Annotated in this window: 14 protein-coding genes and 4 pseudogenes; 11 read left to right on the top strand and 7 right to left on the bottom strand. The window is 59.3% G+C overall.

Going from position 1 to position 17,573, the window contains the following annotated elements; translation table 11 throughout:
* The first annotated feature begins 118 nt into the window (after positions 1–118).
* Entirely contained in the window at positions 119–1,276 is a 1,158-nt protein-coding gene (locus HFO71_RS10795; protein WP_168260265.1) for an acyl-CoA dehydrogenase family protein, read from the top strand.
* A 267-nt stretch (positions 1,277–1,543) separates the two neighbouring features.
* Here HFO71_RS10795 and HFO71_RS10790 read toward each other — a convergent pair whose 3' ends face one another.
* The 3 genes and pseudogenes from HFO71_RS10790 to HFO71_RS10780 all read right to left on the bottom strand — a co-directional run bounded on the left by HFO71_RS10790 (position 1,544) and on the right by HFO71_RS10780 (position 6,186).
* Positions 1,544–2,653, bottom strand: coding sequence for a sulfite oxidase (locus HFO71_RS10790; protein WP_245006917.1), 1,110 nt, complete (start codon positions 2,651–2,653; stop codon positions 1,544–1,546).
* Between the two features lie 325 nt (positions 2,654–2,978).
* Positions 2,979–4,867 (bottom strand): annotated as a pseudogene (locus tag HFO71_RS10785) (adenylate/guanylate cyclase domain-containing protein).
* A 431-nt stretch (positions 4,868–5,298) separates the two neighbouring features.
* A complete protein-coding gene (locus tag HFO71_RS10780; RefSeq protein ID WP_168335646.1) occupies positions 5,299–6,186 on the bottom strand; it encodes a LysR substrate-binding domain-containing protein in 888 nt (295 codons plus the stop codon).
* A gap of 116 nt (positions 6,187–6,302) precedes the next feature.
* Between HFO71_RS10780 and HFO71_RS10775 the strand changes: the two genes are divergently transcribed.
* The 5 genes and pseudogenes from HFO71_RS10775 to HFO71_RS35795 form a co-directional block, all read left to right on the top strand.
* Entirely contained in the window at positions 6,303–7,007 is a 705-nt protein-coding gene (locus tag HFO71_RS10775; protein WP_168335647.1) for an SDR family oxidoreductase, read from the top strand.
* Positions 7,008–7,101: 94 nt separating this feature from the next.
* The gene (locus tag HFO71_RS10770) at positions 7,102–7,671 is read left to right on the top strand and encodes a pyridoxamine 5'-phosphate oxidase family protein (RefSeq protein ID WP_168335648.1); all 570 of its coding nucleotides are present in this window, start codon (positions 7,102–7,104) and stop codon (positions 7,669–7,671) included.
* A pseudogene (locus tag HFO71_RS36425) lies at positions 7,672–7,868 on the top strand (hypothetical protein); the annotation flags it as partial.
* A 78-nt stretch (positions 7,869–7,946) separates the two neighbouring features.
* Positions 7,947–8,792: a class I SAM-dependent methyltransferase gene (locus HFO71_RS10765; RefSeq protein ID WP_168335649.1), complete on the top strand. Its 846-nt coding sequence runs from the start codon at positions 7,947–7,949 to the stop codon at positions 8,790–8,792.
* Between the two features lie 75 nt (positions 8,793–8,867).
* Positions 8,868–9,014 (top strand): annotated as a pseudogene (locus tag HFO71_RS35795) (kinase); the annotation flags it as partial.
* A gap of 16 nt (positions 9,015–9,030) precedes the next feature.
* Here the strand turns inward: HFO71_RS35795 and aac(3) are convergent.
* A complete protein-coding gene (gene aac(3), locus HFO71_RS10760; protein ID WP_132610349.1) occupies positions 9,031–9,846 on the bottom strand; it encodes an aminoglycoside 3-N-acetyltransferase in 816 nt (271 codons plus the stop codon).
* Between the two features lie 351 nt (positions 9,847–10,197).
* Between aac(3) and HFO71_RS10755 the strand changes: the two genes are divergently transcribed.
* On the top strand, positions 10,198–11,319 hold the full coding sequence (locus HFO71_RS10755) for an NADH:flavin oxidoreductase/NADH oxidase (protein WP_131641572.1): 1,122 nt from the start codon (positions 10,198–10,200) through the stop codon (positions 11,317–11,319).
* A 183-nt stretch (positions 11,320–11,502) separates the two neighbouring features.
* Here HFO71_RS10755 and HFO71_RS10750 read toward each other — a convergent pair.
* A pseudogene (locus HFO71_RS10750) lies at positions 11,503–11,751 on the bottom strand (transposase domain-containing protein); the annotation flags it as partial.
* 271 nt (positions 11,752–12,022) lie between these two features.
* Here HFO71_RS10750 and HFO71_RS10745 point away from each other — a divergent pair.
* Entirely contained in the window at positions 12,023–12,211 is a 189-nt protein-coding gene (locus tag HFO71_RS10745) for a hypothetical protein (RefSeq protein WP_077975759.1), read from the top strand.
* Positions 12,212–12,365: 154 nt separating this feature from the next.
* Here HFO71_RS10745 and HFO71_RS10740 read toward each other — a convergent pair whose 3' ends face one another.
* Positions 12,366–13,016, bottom strand: a complete 651-nt coding sequence (locus tag HFO71_RS10740; RefSeq protein WP_131641573.1) for a pyridoxamine 5'-phosphate oxidase family protein — start codon at positions 13,014–13,016, stop codon at positions 12,366–12,368.
* 348 nt (positions 13,017–13,364) lie between these two features.
* Between HFO71_RS10740 and HFO71_RS10735 the strand changes: the two genes are divergently transcribed.
* Positions 13,365–15,050: an adenylate/guanylate cyclase domain-containing protein gene (locus HFO71_RS10735; RefSeq protein ID WP_245006916.1), complete on the top strand. Its 1,686-nt coding sequence runs from the start codon at positions 13,365–13,367 to the stop codon at positions 15,048–15,050.
* Positions 15,051–15,735: 685 nt separating this feature from the next.
* On the opposite strand, the gene HFO71_RS10730 is transcribed toward HFO71_RS10735, so the two are convergent.
* Positions 15,736–16,116: a hypothetical protein gene (locus HFO71_RS10730; RefSeq protein WP_131641574.1), complete on the bottom strand. Its 381-nt coding sequence runs from the start codon at positions 16,114–16,116 to the stop codon at positions 15,736–15,738.
* A 653-nt stretch (positions 16,117–16,769) separates the two neighbouring features.
* Between HFO71_RS10730 and HFO71_RS10725 the strand changes: the two genes are divergently transcribed.
* Positions 16,770–16,985, top strand: coding sequence for a hypothetical protein (locus HFO71_RS10725; protein WP_131666416.1), 216 nt, complete (start codon positions 16,770–16,772; stop codon positions 16,983–16,985).
* Positions 16,986–16,990: 5 nt separating this feature from the next.
* Positions 16,991–17,521 (top strand): metallophosphoesterase family protein, encoded by a 531-nt coding sequence (locus tag HFO71_RS10720; RefSeq protein WP_131666452.1) that lies wholly within the window; start codon positions 16,991–16,993, stop codon positions 17,519–17,521.
* Positions 17,522–17,573: the final 52 nt, after the last annotated feature.

Here is a 17,573-nt window from a genome sequence, read left to right as displayed (position 1 = left end):
GTCCGCCAAATGCTCCTTGCCTGGCCATACGGCGGCGGCGTTCAGTACAGTTCGTGTACTAGCCGCAATTGTGAAACGAGCGCAGAGTCTCAATCCTCACGAGATAGGAGGCATTGATATGCTCGGGCTTACAGAACCAAAACAGAACCTTGCCGGCGGTCGGACCATTGTCGAACTAACCAATTCGGTCCTGCCCACCATCGCGCAACGCGCCGCATCGATCGACGAGAGCGACACCTTCGTCGGCGAGAATTACGCGCTTCTAAAGGAATCTGGACTCGTGCGGGCAGGCGTCCCAATCGAATTGGGCGGGCTGGGCGCGGAAGTGCCCGAACTTTCTGAGATGCTCAAATCCATTGCTCGTGCATGTGGGTCCACTGCGCTTGCCTTTTCCATGCATACCCATCAAGTCGCCATCCCCGCCTGGCGCTGGCGGCATCAAAAGGTGGCCGCGGTGGAGCCGCTCCTGAGACGTGTTGCATCGGAGCAAATCATATTGCTCTCGAGCGGCGGATCGGACTGGATCGGCGGATCGGGCAAGGCCATGAAAGTTGATGGCGGATACCGGATCACCGCGCGTAAACGCTTCACTTCCGGCGCGGAGGCAGGAAACATCCTGATGACCGGTGCTGTTTATGAAGAACGGGACGGCGCGCGCTCCGTCATTCATTTCGGCGTTCCGATGGCATCGCCAGAGGTTTCGATAGAAGATACGTGGCGAACACTTGGAATGAGGGGAACCGGGTCAAACGATATCATCATCGAAAACCTCTTCGTGCCGGATGCGAGTGTCGCATTTTCCAGAAGTGCGGGGCAATGGCATCCAGTATTTCAAGTCATCGGCATGATCGCGTTTCCTCTGATCTACGCGGTCTATCTTGGCGTCGCCGAGAGCGCCCGCGACATCGCAGTCAAGATGGTCCGTAGCAAGGCCAACAGCGATCATGTGATCGGGTTGGTCGGGCGCATGGAAACGTCTCTGAGAGCCGCACAGATCGCGCATCGCTGGATGTTAGAGGTAGTTGCTCGAAACGAACCGTCCGCGGAAACCGTCAACGAGGTTATGATCGGCCGTTCCTTGGTCGCACGGCACGCTATCGAGGTGACGGAGCTTGCAATGGAGGTCGCAGGCGGCGCGGCATTCTATCGAGAGAACGGGCTGGAGCGCTGCTTCCGTGACATACAGGGCGCTCGCTATCATCCGATGCAGCCCGGAGCCCAGGCGCAATACGCGGGTTCATTCGCGCTCGGACTTCCCACCGAGAAGATTTTCTAGCGCCTGGCGCAACGACGAACTCCGCGGAATCATAGGCTAGGTGGGTAGTTTGACGTCCAGAATTCGAATGGACGAGCCCCGCCAGCAGGGACGACAGAGCAACCTCTTGTGCGCTTTGGACCGATATGCGACCTCGACCACGGCAGCAATGCGCCCTCATAATGGTCATCGAGCCACCCGTCGCTGTTGCTGCAAAGCGGACATGACGCAGTGACAACGCGGCTCGCAGTTGCGCCAAAAGCCGCCATTCCGCCCCATGCGGGTGGATTAGATCACGAATTCCTCCTCGTACGTCTGTGGCTCGGGAACGACCGTAACCTCCACCGGAACGATCCAATTGGCCGCGTAGCTCTCGCAGTCGGAACGCTGGAGGTCGGGCTGCACGCACCCCGCCCCATCGATCGCGCGGCATCGCAGCATGTATCGCCCCACTTTTTCAGGGGTCCACATGTACTCCCACAAGCGCCATGCAAAGGGACGTTCTGTTTCGAGGAGCCTTCCCTCGCGCCAGCCCCTGCCATCTCCGGTGCAGACCTGCACCTGCCGGATAACAGACTCTCCGCTCCAGGCGGCTCCGAAAATCCGGTACGGTTGGCCTGCGATGAGATGCGCCCCCTGCACGGGACGCGCGATCTGCGCTTTGACCTCCATCTCCGCAAGGGGGACCAGCCTGGGTTCCCCGAGGCTGCGCTCCCAACGGAAATAGTCGCGCGCCTGCCAGTAGCCAAGGAAGGGTTGCTCCACAACTGTGATATGCGTGATCCACTTGACCCAAGCCATGCCGAACCAGCCACCCACGACCGCGCGTAGCGGGTAGCCGTGATCGCGCGTCAACGGCTCCTCGTTCATCGAATAGGCAAGCATCGTGCTGTCAGCTATGGCCTTCTCAAGCGGTAAACTGCGCGCAAAAGCGATGGGGCCGGGAGAAGCCGTTTTCTTGTTCGTGTCGACGACGCCGCTGTCGGCGCCTGCGAGCAGAACCTCACGTGCGGTTGGCTTAACGCCTGCCATTTCCAAAATCTCGCGCAGAAGAACACCTGTCCACGCGGCATTGCCGACGGCTCCGTTCTGCCACTGCAACCCCTCCTTCGGCGGCTCATAGTAGACGCGCCCGTTCCCAGCACACTCGACGACGGCGGTGAAAGTCGTGCTCCGCATCGCCTTGATGCTGTCGAGGTCAAGTTCGATCGGCCGCTCCACCGCCCCGCCAACGCGCAATCTCCAGTCTCGCGCATCGAGGTCCGGCGACGGGAAATGGTTTCGCACGAAGAACAGCTCGGTTGGGATCAGCCAATCGGAGAGCGACGCAAACGGAAACTCGATGTTCTGTGGGGATTTCTGTCGAACTATTAGACTGGGTTGCTGTGGTGTCGGCATCGTCCTCGTCTCCCCTTTCAAGAACACAATGTCGGCTTTCGGTCGTGCGAATTCCGGTACGATCACACCGCCCCTCGCAGTGCGTCCGTCGCATTCCGCCTTCGGGCCGCATTCTAGCACATACCGCACGTTCCTCGGCTCGACCTCGAACGGCAGCAAAGGGGCCGAAGGCGGTCTTGACCGCTTTGCGCCCATTTCCAGACATACGTCTCGCCGACCGGAGCGAGCGCCGAGCGCCGCAACTGGGCTTTCGCGGTCGGTGAAACGAAGGTCGGGTCTCGGACCCTTCGAAGCGTTTGTCATCTGTGGCTGCTCGTCAACGCGATTACGGCGCAGCACACTCCGGCAGGCGCAACGGCTTCTTTAGCTTCGTGAGCTCTTCCGCTTTGGCGCAATCAGGAAAGCCGACGAGCTGCATGGTTTCGATCAACCGCTGGCGCTCCGCTTCGTTGAATCCGGGAATATTGACAAATCCCTCGACGGTCAAATTCGGAAACCGCCTGAGTGCGTCCGTTACCGAGACCTTCGCCTCTTCAGTTCGGCCAAGAGCCGCAAGCGCGCCAGAACGCATAACCCAGTGTTTCCTTCCATAGTTTTCCGGCGTCAGGCGGTCCAGCATCCGCAGGGCATCCTCATACCGGCCCGCCATGAAATAGGCATGAGTGAAAATCCTGGCACTCCACATCGGGAAACCGGGGTTGAGACTGACCGCCTTGTCGACCAGTTCCGCGGTGCGCTCTGGCTCACCGAAGGTCGAGGCCCCATCGATATAGAAAGTCAGTACTTCGAACTGGCCGGGAGCGAGGCGCAGCGCGGTATCGAACTCTGCCTTGGCGCGTTCGAATTCGCCTCTATCGCCTAAAGTCACGGCATAAACAGCATGCGCTTCGGCATCGCTCGGGTCGAGCTGGACGGCGCGCTCGGCAGCCTCGGCAGACAGAGCGCGGTTCTTGTCGGCTTCAACCCCAAAACCGATCAAAACACCATGGGAATGGCTAAGTTCGACCCAGGCGCGGGCAAGGCCGGGGTCCAGTTCGACCGCGCGGGTGAGCAGCCTGACGGCCTCTTCGACATCCGCCTGATTGACTTGCTCGAGTTTTTCGGTGCCGAGCAGATAAAGTTCGTAGGCGTTGAGATTCGCGGGTGGCTTTCGGTGGGCGGTGATGCGGCCTGCCTCCTGGACCAAACCTGCGCCGCCGCCGAGGCGGTTCGAAATCTGCTCGGAAATTTCAATCTGGATTGCGAACAAATTCTCGTCCGGCCGGTCCCAGCGCTGCGTCCAAAGATGTCTGCCCGTTTTGGCGTCGATGAGCTGCGCCGTAATTCTAACGCGGTCAGACTGACGCTGGATGGAACCCTCGACCACAAATCCCGCACCGAGCGCCTTACCCACCTCACTCGGCACGGCTGGTTTGTCCCGGTATTGTTCAGTCGAGTTACGGGCGATCACGTGGAATTCAGGAAACCCCGCCAGATCGGTGATGATGTCCTCAGTGAGGCCATCGGCGAGGCGTCCGGTCGCCTCGTCGCCGCCATAGTTGTCGAACGGCAGCACCGCTACCGACGGCTTGCCGCTTACTGTCGCGGTCGGCCAGAATTGCCAGACCGTCCCGGCCAAAACCAGAATGAGGACTGGCACGGCTGCTGCTGCCCAAACCCAGCGCGGAGGCGATGACCGCCCTGGTCGGCGTGGGGCTTGTCCCTCAAGGAGGACGCGGAAGGCCTGTACCGGTTCGGCGATATTCTTCACCTTCTGCTCGCCCATCGGCTCGAAACCGAAAGCCAGCTTCTTCTCAACCTCCCTGGCGACCTTTCCCGAGACACAGATGCCGCCAGGGTCTGCCAACTGCTGAAGCCTGGCCGCGACGTTGACGCCCTCGCCATACCGGTCCTCGCCCTCAACGATCACCTCGCCGAGATTGATCCCGATCCTGACCCTGATCCGTTGGTCCTTGGGAACGGCGGCATTCCGTTCCGCCAGCCCGCGCTGCAGCGAGACGGCGCATTCCACCGCGTCCACCACGCTGCCAAATTCGGCGAGCATCCCGTCGCCCATCAGCTTGAAAATCTGGCCGTGATGGCGAGCAATATCCGGCTCAAGAGTTCCTTGCGTCCCGCACGAAGGCGCTCGAATGTACCAGCCTCATCGCGCTCCATCAGCGCAGAATAGCCCACGACATCAGCAGCGAGGATGGCGGAAAGCTTGCGGTCCATTGGTTCGGCCTCACCCGCCCTATTATAGGACTGGTCGCACCTAAATGAAACGACCGACCTCAACAGCGCTTCAGGGGAACCCGCGTTTCATCCAACACTTCAACTGAACGCCGCAGGCAGTCCCTCGGTGTGGAATGCCCATGTGAGCCCGATTGTTCGTGTGCCTACCGCAGCAATGTGAGGACCGGCGTCGAACGCAGCCCCACTGTCCGGTGTGGGCGGCGAAGCGGCGCATGACCTAGCTTTAGACTAAGTCCATTTCCGCAAGTCTCGCGATATTCGAATTTGCCTTCCGTTATGTCATTGCGGGCCTTTATAATTTATAAAACGCCGTCCGATTTGGGCCAAACCCTGGCCTTGGCGGCAAGAACTGCTGCTGGGCGCAAGCCTGCCGCAGCTGGTTCATTCCTTGAGCGATGGCTTTCCAGCCGTCAGGCCTGGACTTGCGAGCGCAGCCACTCCTGAAGCTTTTCGACCGCTTCGGACTTCCGGTATCGCGGCTTCACCAGATAGAAGTGCGACCGCGCCCTGAGGGCGCCGTCGAAGATCTGCCTCAGCCTGCCCGCCTCGATGTCTGTCGAGACGAAAGCGCGGGTTGCCACGGCGATGCCCTGTCCGGCGATGGCAGCTTCGATCGCGTGCGATGTCTGCGAGAAGCTGATCCCCCGAAACAGCGAGGGATCGCCGCCGCCGAGGAAGCGATCGATATATTCGGGCCAGGAATTATGGGCATCGTGAAGCAGCGTGTAGTGCGAGAGTTCTTCTGCGTTCTGAGGCTCGGCTCCCTCGGCGACGAGGCTCGGATTGCAGATGGCAATGATCTCCTGCTCGAACAGCAGTTCGGCGGCGAGACCGGGACCGAAGGGAGGGCTGCCATAGCGGACGGCGAGATCGACGCCGTCGGCCTGGAAGCTGGAAATGCGGTCCGTCGCCAGGATGTGGAGATCGAGATCGGGATGCCTCGAGGTGAAATCCGGAAGACGCGGGATTAGCCATCTCGAGGCGAAGGTCGGTGTCGTGCTGACCACCAGTTTGACCGGCTGGGGCTTCAGGTTCGCCGTCGCGTTTGAAAGCAGTTCGAAGGCGCGCCTGACGTCGGCGACGTAGCTTCTCCCCTCGCCCGTCAGCGCCAATGACTTCGGCAGGCGCTCGAACAATGTCACCCCGAGTTCCGCCTCAAGCCCGCGGACGTGCTGGGCGACGGCTCCCTGGGTGACGCCGAGCTCTTCGGCCGCGAGCCGGAAGTTCAGATGACGCGCCGCCACGTCGAAGGCCTTGAGGCCGTTCAGGGACGGAAGATTGCCGATCAGCATGGACATTCGATAGTTTTTCTACTGGGACATTTCACGAAAACTGGTTCGTTCCCGCTCGAAGCCCATGCTATTCCATGGATCAACGCCCGGCAATGGGTGCAAATCGAGCAGGGAGAGCGACGATGGCAGTAGAAAAGGTAGCGATCATCACGGCTGGCGGCAGTGGCATGGGTGCGGAGGCCGCGAGGCGGCTGGCGGCCGATGGCTTCAAGATCGCCATCCTGTCCTCGTCAGGCAAGGGCGAGGCGCTTGCCACCGAACTCGGCGGCATTGGCGTCACCGGCTCGAACCAGTCCAACGACGACCTCAAGCGCCTGGTCGACGCATGCATGGAAAAGTGGGGTCGGATCGACGTCCTTGTCAACAGTGCCGGCCACGGCCCGCGCGCGCCGATCACCGAGGTCACCGACGAACAGTGGCATACCGGCCTCGACGTCTATCTGATGAACGTCATCCGGTCGGTTCGGCTAGTCACGCCGATCATGCAGGCGCAGAAGTCGGGCTCGATCGTCAATATATCCACTGCCTGGGTGTGCGAACCGTCGGCGATGTTCCCGACCTCGGCCGTCTTCCGCGCCGGGCTTGCCGCCTACACCAAGATTTATGCCGATACCTATGCGGGCGACGGCATCCGCATCAACAACGTGCTGCCAGGCTGGATCGACAGCCTGCCGGCGACGGACGAGCGCCGCGACAGCGTGCCGATGAAGCGCTACGGCACCAGCGCCGAAGTGGCGGCGACAATATCCTTCCTGGTTTCCGAAGGGGCTGGCTATATCACCGGCCAGAGCCTCAGGATCGACGGCGGCCTTACCCGGTCCGTCTGACCGGATCGCTCTCAACGCCAAGGAGAACAGCGATGTGCTTCAACTGGAACGTCAAGGCCGGCCAGATAAAGAACGTTGAGCCGGAGGCGGTACAGTGACCCTCGCCGATGTGGATGCATCGGCCTGGGCCGAGCTGGAAGGGGCGGCCACCGATCCGCAGTCGGCCTTCCGCTACCTGAACCTCTGTTCGGTCGACGCCTACGGCCGGCCGCAAGCCCGCATGGTGGTGCTGAGGCGCGTGGATGTGACGCGACGCCTGCTGGAAATCCATACGGATGTCAGAAGTCCGAAATGGCAGGAAATATCGGCCGATCGTCGGGTCACCCTCCTCGGCTTTGGCCCGCAGCCGAAAGTGCAGCTTCGCCTGCAGGGATCGGCCGAACTCAATGGGCCGGCAAGCGAATGCGGGGCCGAGGCCTGGAGCCTGCTGCCGCGATCGACGCGCAGCACCTACATGGGCGGGCCGCCGGGCGACGACATCGGCGAGCCGCCGGCAAGCGAGGGTAAGGCCGCAGACGCCGATGGACAGGCCTTTTTCGGGGTGCTGATCTTCCGGGCGGAGACGCTGGACTGGTTCCAGCTGCGTCACGCCAACAACCGAAGAGCTATATTCGCCTACGACCATCCGGGCGCGCTGACCTCCTCCCGCTGGATCAATCCCTGAACGCCTGATGACATCGAAGCAGCCCATCGCTTTGTGATCGTCCGCCACATCTGGCTGATGGGCGAATACGCAGGGCACAGGAATGGGGAAGCGAGACTGTCGGTTGGATGGCTGTTGACAGTCTGCGAAAAGCGGTATCTTTTCGCTGCGTCTCTAAGGCGATGAGAGCTGCGAGCCGGATTTTGTATCATGGCTAGGGCGCAAGGCTGACGAAGCTGTGCCATAAGTCCATGCCTATGAACGCCGTCGTTCGGAACCAGGACGGGGCAGACAAAATGAGCACCGCATCAAATTCCGAACAGATTACATCGACTGGGCATAAGCTCAGCGCTGGCGGACATCTTGACGTTCACTACCTGGCATTAAAGGACGAGTACGATGCCACTCTTCGCGCCGCCGGTATTCGACCCGGATGGTCAGTGCTTGACGCAGGTGCTGGCAATGGGGTCTTCCTGCCCTTGATGGCGGAATTGCTGGGCAGCGAGGGACATATTGAGGCCTTTGATTTGGCGCGGGAAAATGTCGAGGCAATCGAAGCCTCGATCGCAAACCAACCGTTTGCCTGTCCGATAAGCACGCGGATCGGAGACATCACTGCGCTGCCGTATGAGACCGGCACGTTCGACGCAGTCTGGAGCGCGAACGTCGTCCAGTATCTGAATGACGAAGAGCTGACTCAAGCAATCGGTGAGTTCCGTCGTGTCGTAAAACCCGGCGGACTTGTTGCGGTCAAGGAGGTTGATATCTCGGTCTGGCAGTATCAGCCCCAGGATCCTAAACTGACGTGGCGTCTGCTCGACGCGCTGTCTGATGACGTGCAGATGTCCGGCGCGATGAGGGGAACGCGCGTAACGGCGTGGTTTCGAGCAGCCGGCCTTGAGAACGTCTTCGCTATCACCACGCTCGCGGAGCGCCGTCAGCCCCTCAGGCCCGTGGAGCGTGAATATATTCGCAACAATCTCGAATTTTTATCCGGACTTGCCCAAACGTGCGACTTGACGGAAGCGGACCATCGCCAATGGAAGGCGATCGGCGAAGAGCCAGAGCGTCTGATTTCCGATCCCGACTTCTGCTATCGCGAAATGTGGGTCCTCAGCTTGGGTGTCGTGTCGACGGGCTGAGCCAATTTTCGCTGATGATGGTTTGGGCGTGTCGCTCGCACTCATTTATGTCAGTGTCAGAACGACGTGCTTTGAACGGCTGACGACGTCGAAGCCGCCCATCGCTTTGTGATCGTCCGCCACATCCGGCTGATCGGCGAGTATGCAAGCCGGGCCCAGGAATGGGGAAGCGAGACTGTCGGCTGGATTGCAAGGCAGGCGAATTTCCTCAAGCACGTCTGACGCGCGGCTTAGCCGCTCAGCCTTCAAGCCGAACATGATGCTCCAGCCACGCGACAGCGAAGCTGCAGATCGCGGCCGCGTCGACCAGCACCGATTGGGCGTCTCCCACCAGGCCCTGCGCACCCTGCCCGCTGGCCAGAAACGCCCGCACGATCGCGCCGAAATAATCATCGTCGAGGCCATGCACGACCGGGTCGCTTGTGTCGAACTCTTCCAGCATGCGCCACACCACGCCGGCCGATGTGGCAAAGGGCGCCTCGTAGCGGCGCAGGCGCTTGTTCGGAATTCGCGCCAGGTGTTCTGCATGGTGGAGCAGGGTCATGGTGTCGAGCGGGGCTCCGGCCATCAGAACCTTGCCGCCTGCCGCCACCAGCCTGCCGAGCGGCGATGTCTCTCCATAGCCGTAATCGAGCGGGTGATCGGCGGTGAGCCAATCCGCGCAGACACCGATCGCCGCGACCGAGGCGCCCGGATTGCCGCTGCGTCTTGCCCCCGGTGTCGTTCGAATGAATTCGGCGAGCACGCCATTATCGCGGGCAGCGCGGGAAACAGCCGGATCGAACGGCGCGATATGGGCGCGCCATTCCGGCGGGACGCGGCCATTCTCATCCAGCAAGGCATCATAGGCACCGTTCCAGTCGGTATAGGCGACGATGGTGCCGGCAGCCCCCACGGCATCGCGAAGCGCTTCGATCAGTACATCAGGCCCGTTGAGCAGCCGCCCCACCCGCTTCATCGCGGCGTGGACCATCACCATGTCGCCGGCGCGAATGCCGAGACTGTCGAGATCCCTGGCGAGCGAGAGGCGAGTGTGAATGCGCGGAACGATCATCGGCAGACGATCATAGGGTCGCGTGCCGGAGTCAAGCGGTCGAGACCGTGCTCTGATACTCACTTTCAGCCGACAATGCGTTGCAACGGCGTTCGGCCTCGTTGCGGCGTAAGCGGTGTTTTCCGCGTACATTGACCAAGCTCGGCTAGCCATTCCGAAAAATGCCGCTACAACATTGGTGGCAAGAATGCGCCAACAGCGGACGTTAGTCGATGGCGACGGTCGCCAACTAATAGCGTGCCAACGTGACTTGGCCGGGCGAGCTGCATCTGCGTATCGGGGGTTGCCAAGGCAGCTTAGTGATGCGCATCTAGCCGCGTATTTTCCTTCCAATTGTATCTGGCGGCCCTCATGTCCAAGCTCTTTTCACCGATCACCCTGCGTGGTGTCACGCTGCGCAACCGCACAGTCGTTTCCCCGATGTGCCAGTATTCGGCTCAGGATGGCTTTGCCAATGAATGGCACTATGTACATCTAGGGCGCTTCGGAATGGGAGGCTTCGGCTTGGTTCTGGTTGAGGCCACAGGGGTCCTGCCCGAAGGGCGCATTTCGTACGCCGACCTCGGTCTATGGAAGGACGAGCACATTGCCCCGCTTGCCCGGATCGTGAATTTCCTGCACGGCCAGGGTGCCGCCGTGGGCATTCAAATTGGCCATGCAGGCCGCAAAGCCTCGACGCCGGTTTGGCGGGATAAGGCAGATCAGCCCGCAACAGAAGAGCAGCGCCGCGCCGTTGGCTTCGAGCACTGGATTCCCGTAGGTCCGAGCGCTCAATCGAACGACCCAACCAACGCTGACTATCAGGTCCCCAAAGCCCTCGACAGAGACGGCATCCGCCGTGTGGTCGACGGATTCGCGGCTGCTGCTACGCGAGCCAACCAGGCAGGCTTTGACACGGTTGAAATCCATGCCGCCCACGGTTACCTGCTCAATCAATTTCTGTCGCCGCTCGCCAACCATCGAACTGATGAATATGGCGGTAGCCGACTAAATCGAACGCGGCTGGTTCTGGAAGTCACCGAAGCCGTCCGCAGCGTGTGGCCAGCCGAAAAACCGCTCATCGTTCGCCTCTCAGTCAGTGACAACAATGCCGACGGCTGGCGGGTGGACGACAGCGTTGCGCTGGCCGCGGAACTGAAGGCACGTGGTGTTGATGCTATCGATTGCTCTAGCGGCGGCTTTGCTCAGGGCCGCATTAGGTCCGCTCCAGCCTATCAAGTCCCCTTCGCTAAGGCGGTAAAACAAGGCGCCGGTATCCCGACTATCGCAGTCGGACTATTGGGCGATGCCTTTGAAGCCGAAGCGTTCATTGAGAACGGCGATACAGATTTTATAGCTTTAGCGCGGGGCGCGCTCAACGATCCCAACTGGCCGCTACATGCCAATCGCGAACTCGGCGGCGACTACACTCTTTGGCCGGTCCAGACCCGTCAAGTCGCTGAACGTGATCGCGTCCTTTCCTCTCCTCAGTGAAATTTCGCCGTGATCGGATGTGGCGGCCGGACACGATTGATATCACGGCCACGGTCGTCGGAGAGCGCATAGCGATCTCCGTATTTTGACGACGATCACATTGAGATATCCCGCTTTGTCGGAAACGAAGACGTCCTCGATGAGAAGGTCTTGGACGACATTTTGAGAAGGAACGGCTGAGCGTTATTGGCGGCCACTGAGGTTCATTGTCGGATGGTTCCAAGGCAGAAGCTCATCGATCCGGCTCTGTTTGTGGCCGGTGACGATAGCGGTGAGCGTGGCGCTCAGGTAGGCAAACGGCTCGACGGCATTGAGTTTGCATGTCTCGATCAGCGAGGAGATGGTTGCCCAGTTCTCAGCCCCGGCATCGTGGCCCGCAAAGAGCGCGTTCTTGCGATTGAGAGCAATCGGCCGGATGGTTCGCTCAACGCTACATCTTATTCTGGTGGTCCCGTGTCACATGTAGTCGCGGGGCGTGTGTCACGCTGATTTCACGGGATTTCGAGGGTGGATTTTACTAGATTTCTTCACGACTTCGCCGGCACGATTTGGCGGGACACATGGTCTTCTGGATCGCGTTTCGGACAGCGCCGGCGCCGAAGTGGCAAAGAGTTTTCGCGCCGATCAAGCATTGTCCCTTTAGGATGGGGCCGCGGTCGGTCGTTTTCATGTGGTCATGCTGCAGTGCAGGAGGCAGCTGAAGATGCAATTTCTGGTCCATTCAAAGACGATCGCCGAACTTGAATATGACAGCGAGACCTGCCTCTTGCGGGTGCTCTACAAAGACGGACGAGTGAGCTCTGTTCCTGATGTCGCTCCCTCGCTGGTGATGAAGATCGTCGCGCGTGTTCCCGTCGAAAAATCTCCTTATCTCATGCAGACCGCGATCTGAGACTTCTGCGAAAGGCACAATGCGTCGGAATGGGGCGGGTAGCGCCGTTCCGAAGTTCAGGCGAGTTGAGGCAGCGGAGACATGGCGCCCATCCGCAATGAGTCGCCAGCCTGTTTGGAGCGTGCCATCGCCCGCTTCGGCCGGCGCCGGGCAGCTAGTAAAGTGTCCTTCGGTAGGCTTGTTCCAGGTCTTCGTCCATCTTGCGCATTTCATCCCCGTCCCGCGGTGCCCCTGTCGTCTCATCCAGAATGATCTTTATCAGCGAGGGCATCTCCGTGCGGTCCTGGAAATGATCCGGGCTCCACAGGCGGGACCGTCTGAACGCCTTGGCGCAATGCATGAAGACTTCGCTGACGTTGACGATGATCGCGAGTTTCGGGAGACGATCGGCAACGCTCATGCTCGTCAGCAGTTGAGGATCATTGGTCAGACTTGCCCGCCCGTTGACGCGCAATGTGTCGTCGAAACCGGGGATAAGAAACAAGAGCCCGACATTCGGGTTGGCGATGATGTTGCTTAACGTATCAAGACGATTGTTGCCGGGTCGATCCGGGATCGCCAGGGTGCGCTCGTCAAGAACCTTGACGAACCCCGGAGGGTCGCCGCGAGGACTGACGTCAGCCTTTCCCTCCGAACTTTGCGTGCCGATGCAGAAGAATGGCGAGCGCCGAATGAATTCCTGCGCGTGCTCGCCAAGCGAATTCTGACACTTCACGATTGCCAGAGCATGGGTCGGCTCGAACAGCGCCCGAAGCGACTGCTCATCGGCGATGGCAAAATCTGGATTGAGTTTTAAGTCCGTCATGATCCCCTCCCGAAATCCCTCTCATCGCATGGCCGAACTGCAGGTCTGGAATTCAGACCTCGCAAAGCTCGTCTCCGCCCGCAAGCCATGGGTATGATGTACGTACCTCAGAAGATATACACGAGTTGGTATCCGGGATCAATGTGGGATCGAGCCATCGGATTGCAGCTCAAGGGCGACTGATGACGCGTTATCAGATGTAATCACGTTTCAGAGAGGGCAGCCGTCGCGGAGATCACCTCCGTGTGCATGACATCAGTGCCGTAAGACTGTACATTCCATTCGAAGCACTTGCCGTTTACTCGGGTTTTGTCACAGATGTCCTCTTCGCCCACTACCAGACGACTGATGGCAATCCTGACGACGGACGTTGTCGGTTATTCGCGCATGATGGAAGCCGACGAAGAAGGAACACTGGCAAGCCTTAGCCGCTTGCAAGAAGAGATCCTCAAGCCTCGAATCCTCAAGAGTGGCGGTCGGACAATCAAAGTTATGGGTGACGGCCTACTTTCGATCTTCGATAGCCCGGCCGTCGCCATCTCGACGGCGTTACAGGTACAGCATCTGCTGGCAAGCGAGGCTGTAGGTGCCAGTGGCACCGAGGCTCTTCGAATTCGAATTGGTATAAACTACGCCGAGGTCATGATCACTCAGGACGATGTGTTCGGCGACGGCGTGAATGTTGCGGCGCGCCTCGAACAATACGCGTTACCGGATGGCATCTGCATCTCAGAAACAACGCACGACATCCTTCCAGAGGAATTGCAGCGGCTGTTTGTAGATGGAGGACTGCTACATCTGAAAAACATTTCCAGGCCGGTGCGTGCATGGCATTGGCCTCGCACTCCCACGATAGTGCAGTCAATTCGAACTGTCGTCGCCGTCCTTCCCTTTCAAAGCGCAGATGAAGCAGCGAACGAGTTCCTCGTCGACGGCTTTACTGAGGACATCATCTCCGGTCTGGCAAGATTCAGGAGCCTGTCGGTGATTGCGGTGTCCTCAGCGTTTGCGTTCCGTGATCGCTCGGAGGGTTTAAAGGAAGTTGGGCGCAAGCTCGCTGCCAACTATCTCGTGACAGGCAACATGCGTCGGTCGGGAGACGAGGTTCGGATCACGGTGCGGATGATCCAAGCCGACACGGAGCGGTTGGTCTGGTCTGAGAAATATCAGCGGCAAGCGGCAGATATTTTCGGCATCCAGGACGAGATCGTGAAAATGATTGTCGCAAATCTCGTGGGCCAAATTGAAAGCTGTGATTATCGAGAGTCCCTCCGGCGGCCGCCGGCCAGCCTCGCTGCTTACGAATATTATCTGCGAGGGCTCGTGCATCTCAGAGGTTACGAGCCGGATGACAACGTCAAGGCGGTGGAGATGTTCGAAGCAGCGGTTGCCGGCGACGGAGGCTTTGCACTGGCACACGCTCATCTTGCGTTGGCGAGGATAGCGGTCGGCGGCTATGCCAACGCGCCGGAGGCTGTACTTCGCGACGGGATCGCCCTCGCTCGTCATGCCGTAAAGTTGGACGAGGGAGAGGCTGGCGCCCATCGTGTACTCGGGCTCGCTCACCTTTACTTGAAGGATTTTGACAACTCCGAGAGAGAATTCCGCTTGGCATATAAGCTCAATTCCAGTGACGCCCATGCATTGGTCCAGCTCGGCGGACTTCTGGCAAGACGAAACCGTGTAGAGGAAGCGCTTCCCTTGGTCGAAGAAGGGATGCGACTCAACCCCTACCCGCCTCACTGGTATCACGCGGTTTTGGGTAATCTTCTCTATTTTAAGGGCGACTACGAGCAAGCCCTAGCGGCGCTAAAGCAGCTACCGAACCCCGGAAAGTATACGAGCACCCGAATGATCGCCTGCTTGTCGATGGCGGGCCGCTCCCGCGAGGCTGCCGCACTTGCCAAAAGCGTTCGCGAAAATCATCCAGATCTGACGATCGGAGAGTTTTTGGCGCGAGGGATCGTGGTTGAAACCGCCGAACAGACTGAGAAGTTCAGACAGGGCCTGTTGGGAACGGGATTGCCGGAGTGATAGGACGCTGAGGCCACGTCCAGAGGCGGGGGAGTATGGCCATGCCATGAGCAAGCTAACAGCCGCCCACTCGTCTCTGGGAAAACGGAGTCAGTCCGGACAGGAATGATCAGGCAGCGCGCTCGCAGAGACGGGGCGGTCCGTCGGTGGTGCTTGGATACCGGACGCGGCCGTCCCTGACCAGCTTGTCGAGGCCTCGGGATAGCACGTTGCCAAGCTGGCCAAGTCATGGATCGTCCTCGGTCAACCCGATCTGCAGCGCGACCTGCTAGAGCGAGATTGTTTTAGGTCTGTTCATATCCGGCTTCCCTGAAGTAGCTATGGCCCCGGCGTGACGTCCGACGTCTGGAACACTTCCTCCATCTTTCGGTCGATGACGACATCCCGGTATCGGCGATCGACGACGTCCAGGGCCGACGCTTCGTGCTTCGTGAAGGTGTAGTCCTTTCGGGTGAGAAGCGGAACCGCCGAACCCTAAGCGGGTTTGAGAGCCGGTCGCTCGGCTGGTTTTCACCCCGAAAACCGCTGTCTCCTGTTAAGCCGGGCGGCCGCCCCGGCTTAACTGGTCGACGGTCCTCTTGATCGATGTTGCAGATCCTTCAATTGGAAGAGGACGAAAGCTCACCTGCTTCACCGATGCTTGCAGCGCCCGCGCCCGGCTTGCAAATCGATCACGGCCTCGAGGCTATTTCCAAGAATTTCTGCCAATATTCTCTTTTCCGTTCAACACGCTAACAGACTTCGGGCCTGTATTATTCCAGGTATCACACACCGCCTTGCCCGCGTCCCTCCCCCCCTTCCAGGTACGGCAGAACGTGTTGCCAGAAATGTGCCACACGCCGTCAATTGAGATTACATCTCCGGAATCGAGTTTAACCTGACCATGTGCGGTGCCGTCCTTGAGTACAGAAAGCTCCCCACTGTAGCCCTCTTTTGGGCCGCCCAGCGCAATCACTTTGCCGTCTGAAAGCAGAGCCTGAAGCTCCTTTCCTATCATCGCGGTAGCAGCAATAGCTTGCGTTCCGAGAAACATCACAGATAGTCCAATCAGTATAGTTCTATGCATTGGCCGATTTCTCCCATCTCTGTCAAGCACAGTTTCTATCCGACATATACGAACCACAAGTCATCTCTTGTAATTAGCTACAACCCTCCTTGCCGAAAAAGCGAAGTCGCTCGATAATTTGATAGTTGTCAGCAGATATCTGGGGAAACGTTAGTTCATGGATTATTGTTTTATTGAAAACCTATGATTTGTGTTCGAAATAGTTTTTGCGGCGCAATTAATTCGCCAGCCCAGAAAACACCCCCTTTCCTGATCCCGCTCCAGCGGGGTTTTTCTTTTCTGAACTCAACAATCGTCGAGCAAGTACAGATTAATCCAAGCATTGGTGCGGAAACGCACAGGAACCTTTTCGATCAATCGTTGTTTGGCCAAAAGGATCGTACAGGTGGCCCCAATCCCGGGGCCGTCCGCCATCCCTTCCTTCCTGTACGATCCGTCCTTTCCAGATTGCCCCGTTTCGGCGGGGCTCCTTTTTTGATCTGCGGCGCGAGCAAAGCGCAACCAGCCGGTTCCGCCGAGAAACAAACTTCGCCGAGAGTTTGACAGCCGGACCGCGCGGAGCATGATGCCATCCCTGTAGGCGGTAGCCGTCCCACTTCAGCCCGTTGCGTCGGATCTGACGTTCGCCCAAAAGACCCTGGAGGGGCGCTGACATGGCCGCTCGTTGCTGGCGCATTGATATGATGGTGGACCGGGGAACGCCGGACGTCTGGGCGTACAAACGTGATCATTCGATCCGAATGCCCAGAGCGGCCGCTGTTCGAAGGAACGAAGTGGGTATTTCCTACCTCGCACCGGCGAGTGGTTCCATCGTCAAGGAGGTCGGCAACAGCCGCAAGAAGGTCGAAGACGGACTCGATCATAAGTGAACAGCATGATCTTCTTCACCAGCGACACCCATTTCGGCGACTCTCGCGTTCTTCGCATCGATCGGCGACCATTCCCTGATATGGCGACCCACGATGTCGCCCTCATCAGGAACTGGAACCTGATCGTCGGGATCGACGACGAGGTTTGGCATTTGGGCGACTTCATGTCATCGCGGGCGGGCGATTGCGACACGCTCCTCGACCGCCTGCACGGCAGGAAACATCTCATTGTCGGCAACAACGATTCAGAGGCGACGACCGGTGCATCGGGCTGGAGCAGCGTCCAGCATTACAAGGAGTTGACCTTGGACGGCTACCATCTGGTGCTGTGCCACTACGCGTTTAGAACCTGGAATAAGATGGGCAAGGGCTCGGTCAATCTACACGGACACTCCCACGGTAGGCTGAAGCCGGTCCCCCGTCAGTTCGATGTCGGCGTCGATGCGTGTGAACTCCAGCCGGTCCGGCTTGACGCTCTGCTTGCCTCGACCCGCCGAAAGGCCAACGCGCGGCGAGCTAAAATGAACGCGACCTGAGCTTTGCGCGCTTTCTTGCCGCAAACTCCAAGTGGCACTTGCCTGGTTGCCC

The organism is Rhizobium laguerreae (assembly GCF_019778565.1).
In the GTDB taxonomy this organism is placed as follows: Bacteria; Pseudomonadota; Alphaproteobacteria; order Rhizobiales; family Rhizobiaceae; genus Rhizobium; species Rhizobium laguerreae.
Note: the sequence above shows the minus strand (reverse complement) of the source record. Positions and strands in the feature narration are given on the sequence as shown.

Excerpts from the sequence above, each read along its gene's own strand:
- HFO71_RS10790 (WP_245006917.1), bottom strand. The coding sequence starts at position 2,653 with ATGCCGACACCACAGCAACCCAGTCTAATAGTTCGACAGAAATCCCCA.
- HFO71_RS10730 (WP_131641574.1), bottom strand. The coding sequence starts at position 16,116 with ATGCATAGAACTATACTGATTGGACTATCTGTGATGTTTCTCGGAACG.
- HFO71_RS10755 (WP_131641572.1), top strand. The coding sequence starts at position 10,198 with ATGTCCAAGCTCTTTTCACCGATCACCCTGCGTGGTGTCACGCTGCGC.
- HFO71_RS10725 (WP_131666416.1), top strand. The coding sequence starts at position 16,770 with ATGGCCGCTCGTTGCTGGCGCATTGATATGATGGTGGACCGGGGAACG.
- HFO71_RS10735 (WP_245006916.1), top strand. The coding sequence starts at position 13,365 with ATGGCAATCCTGACGACGGACGTTGTCGGTTATTCGCGCATGATGGAA.
- HFO71_RS10795 (WP_168260265.1), top strand. The coding sequence starts at position 119 with ATGCTCGGGCTTACAGAACCAAAACAGAACCTTGCCGGCGGTCGGACC.
- HFO71_RS10780 (WP_168335646.1), bottom strand. The coding sequence starts at position 6,186 with ATGTCCATGCTGATCGGCAATCTTCCGTCCCTGAACGGCCTCAAGGCC.
- HFO71_RS10775 (WP_168335647.1), top strand. The coding sequence starts at position 6,303 with ATGGCAGTAGAAAAGGTAGCGATCATCACGGCTGGCGGCAGTGGCATG.
- HFO71_RS10765 (WP_168335649.1), top strand. The coding sequence starts at position 7,947 with ATGAGCACCGCATCAAATTCCGAACAGATTACATCGACTGGGCATAAG.
- HFO71_RS10720 (WP_131666452.1), top strand. The coding sequence starts at position 16,991 with ATGATCTTCTTCACCAGCGACACCCATTTCGGCGACTCTCGCGTTCTT.
- HFO71_RS10745 (WP_077975759.1), top strand. The coding sequence starts at position 12,023 with ATGCAATTTCTGGTCCATTCAAAGACGATCGCCGAACTTGAATATGAC.
- HFO71_RS10740 (WP_131641573.1), bottom strand. The coding sequence starts at position 13,016 with ATGACGGACTTAAAACTCAATCCAGATTTTGCCATCGCCGATGAGCAG.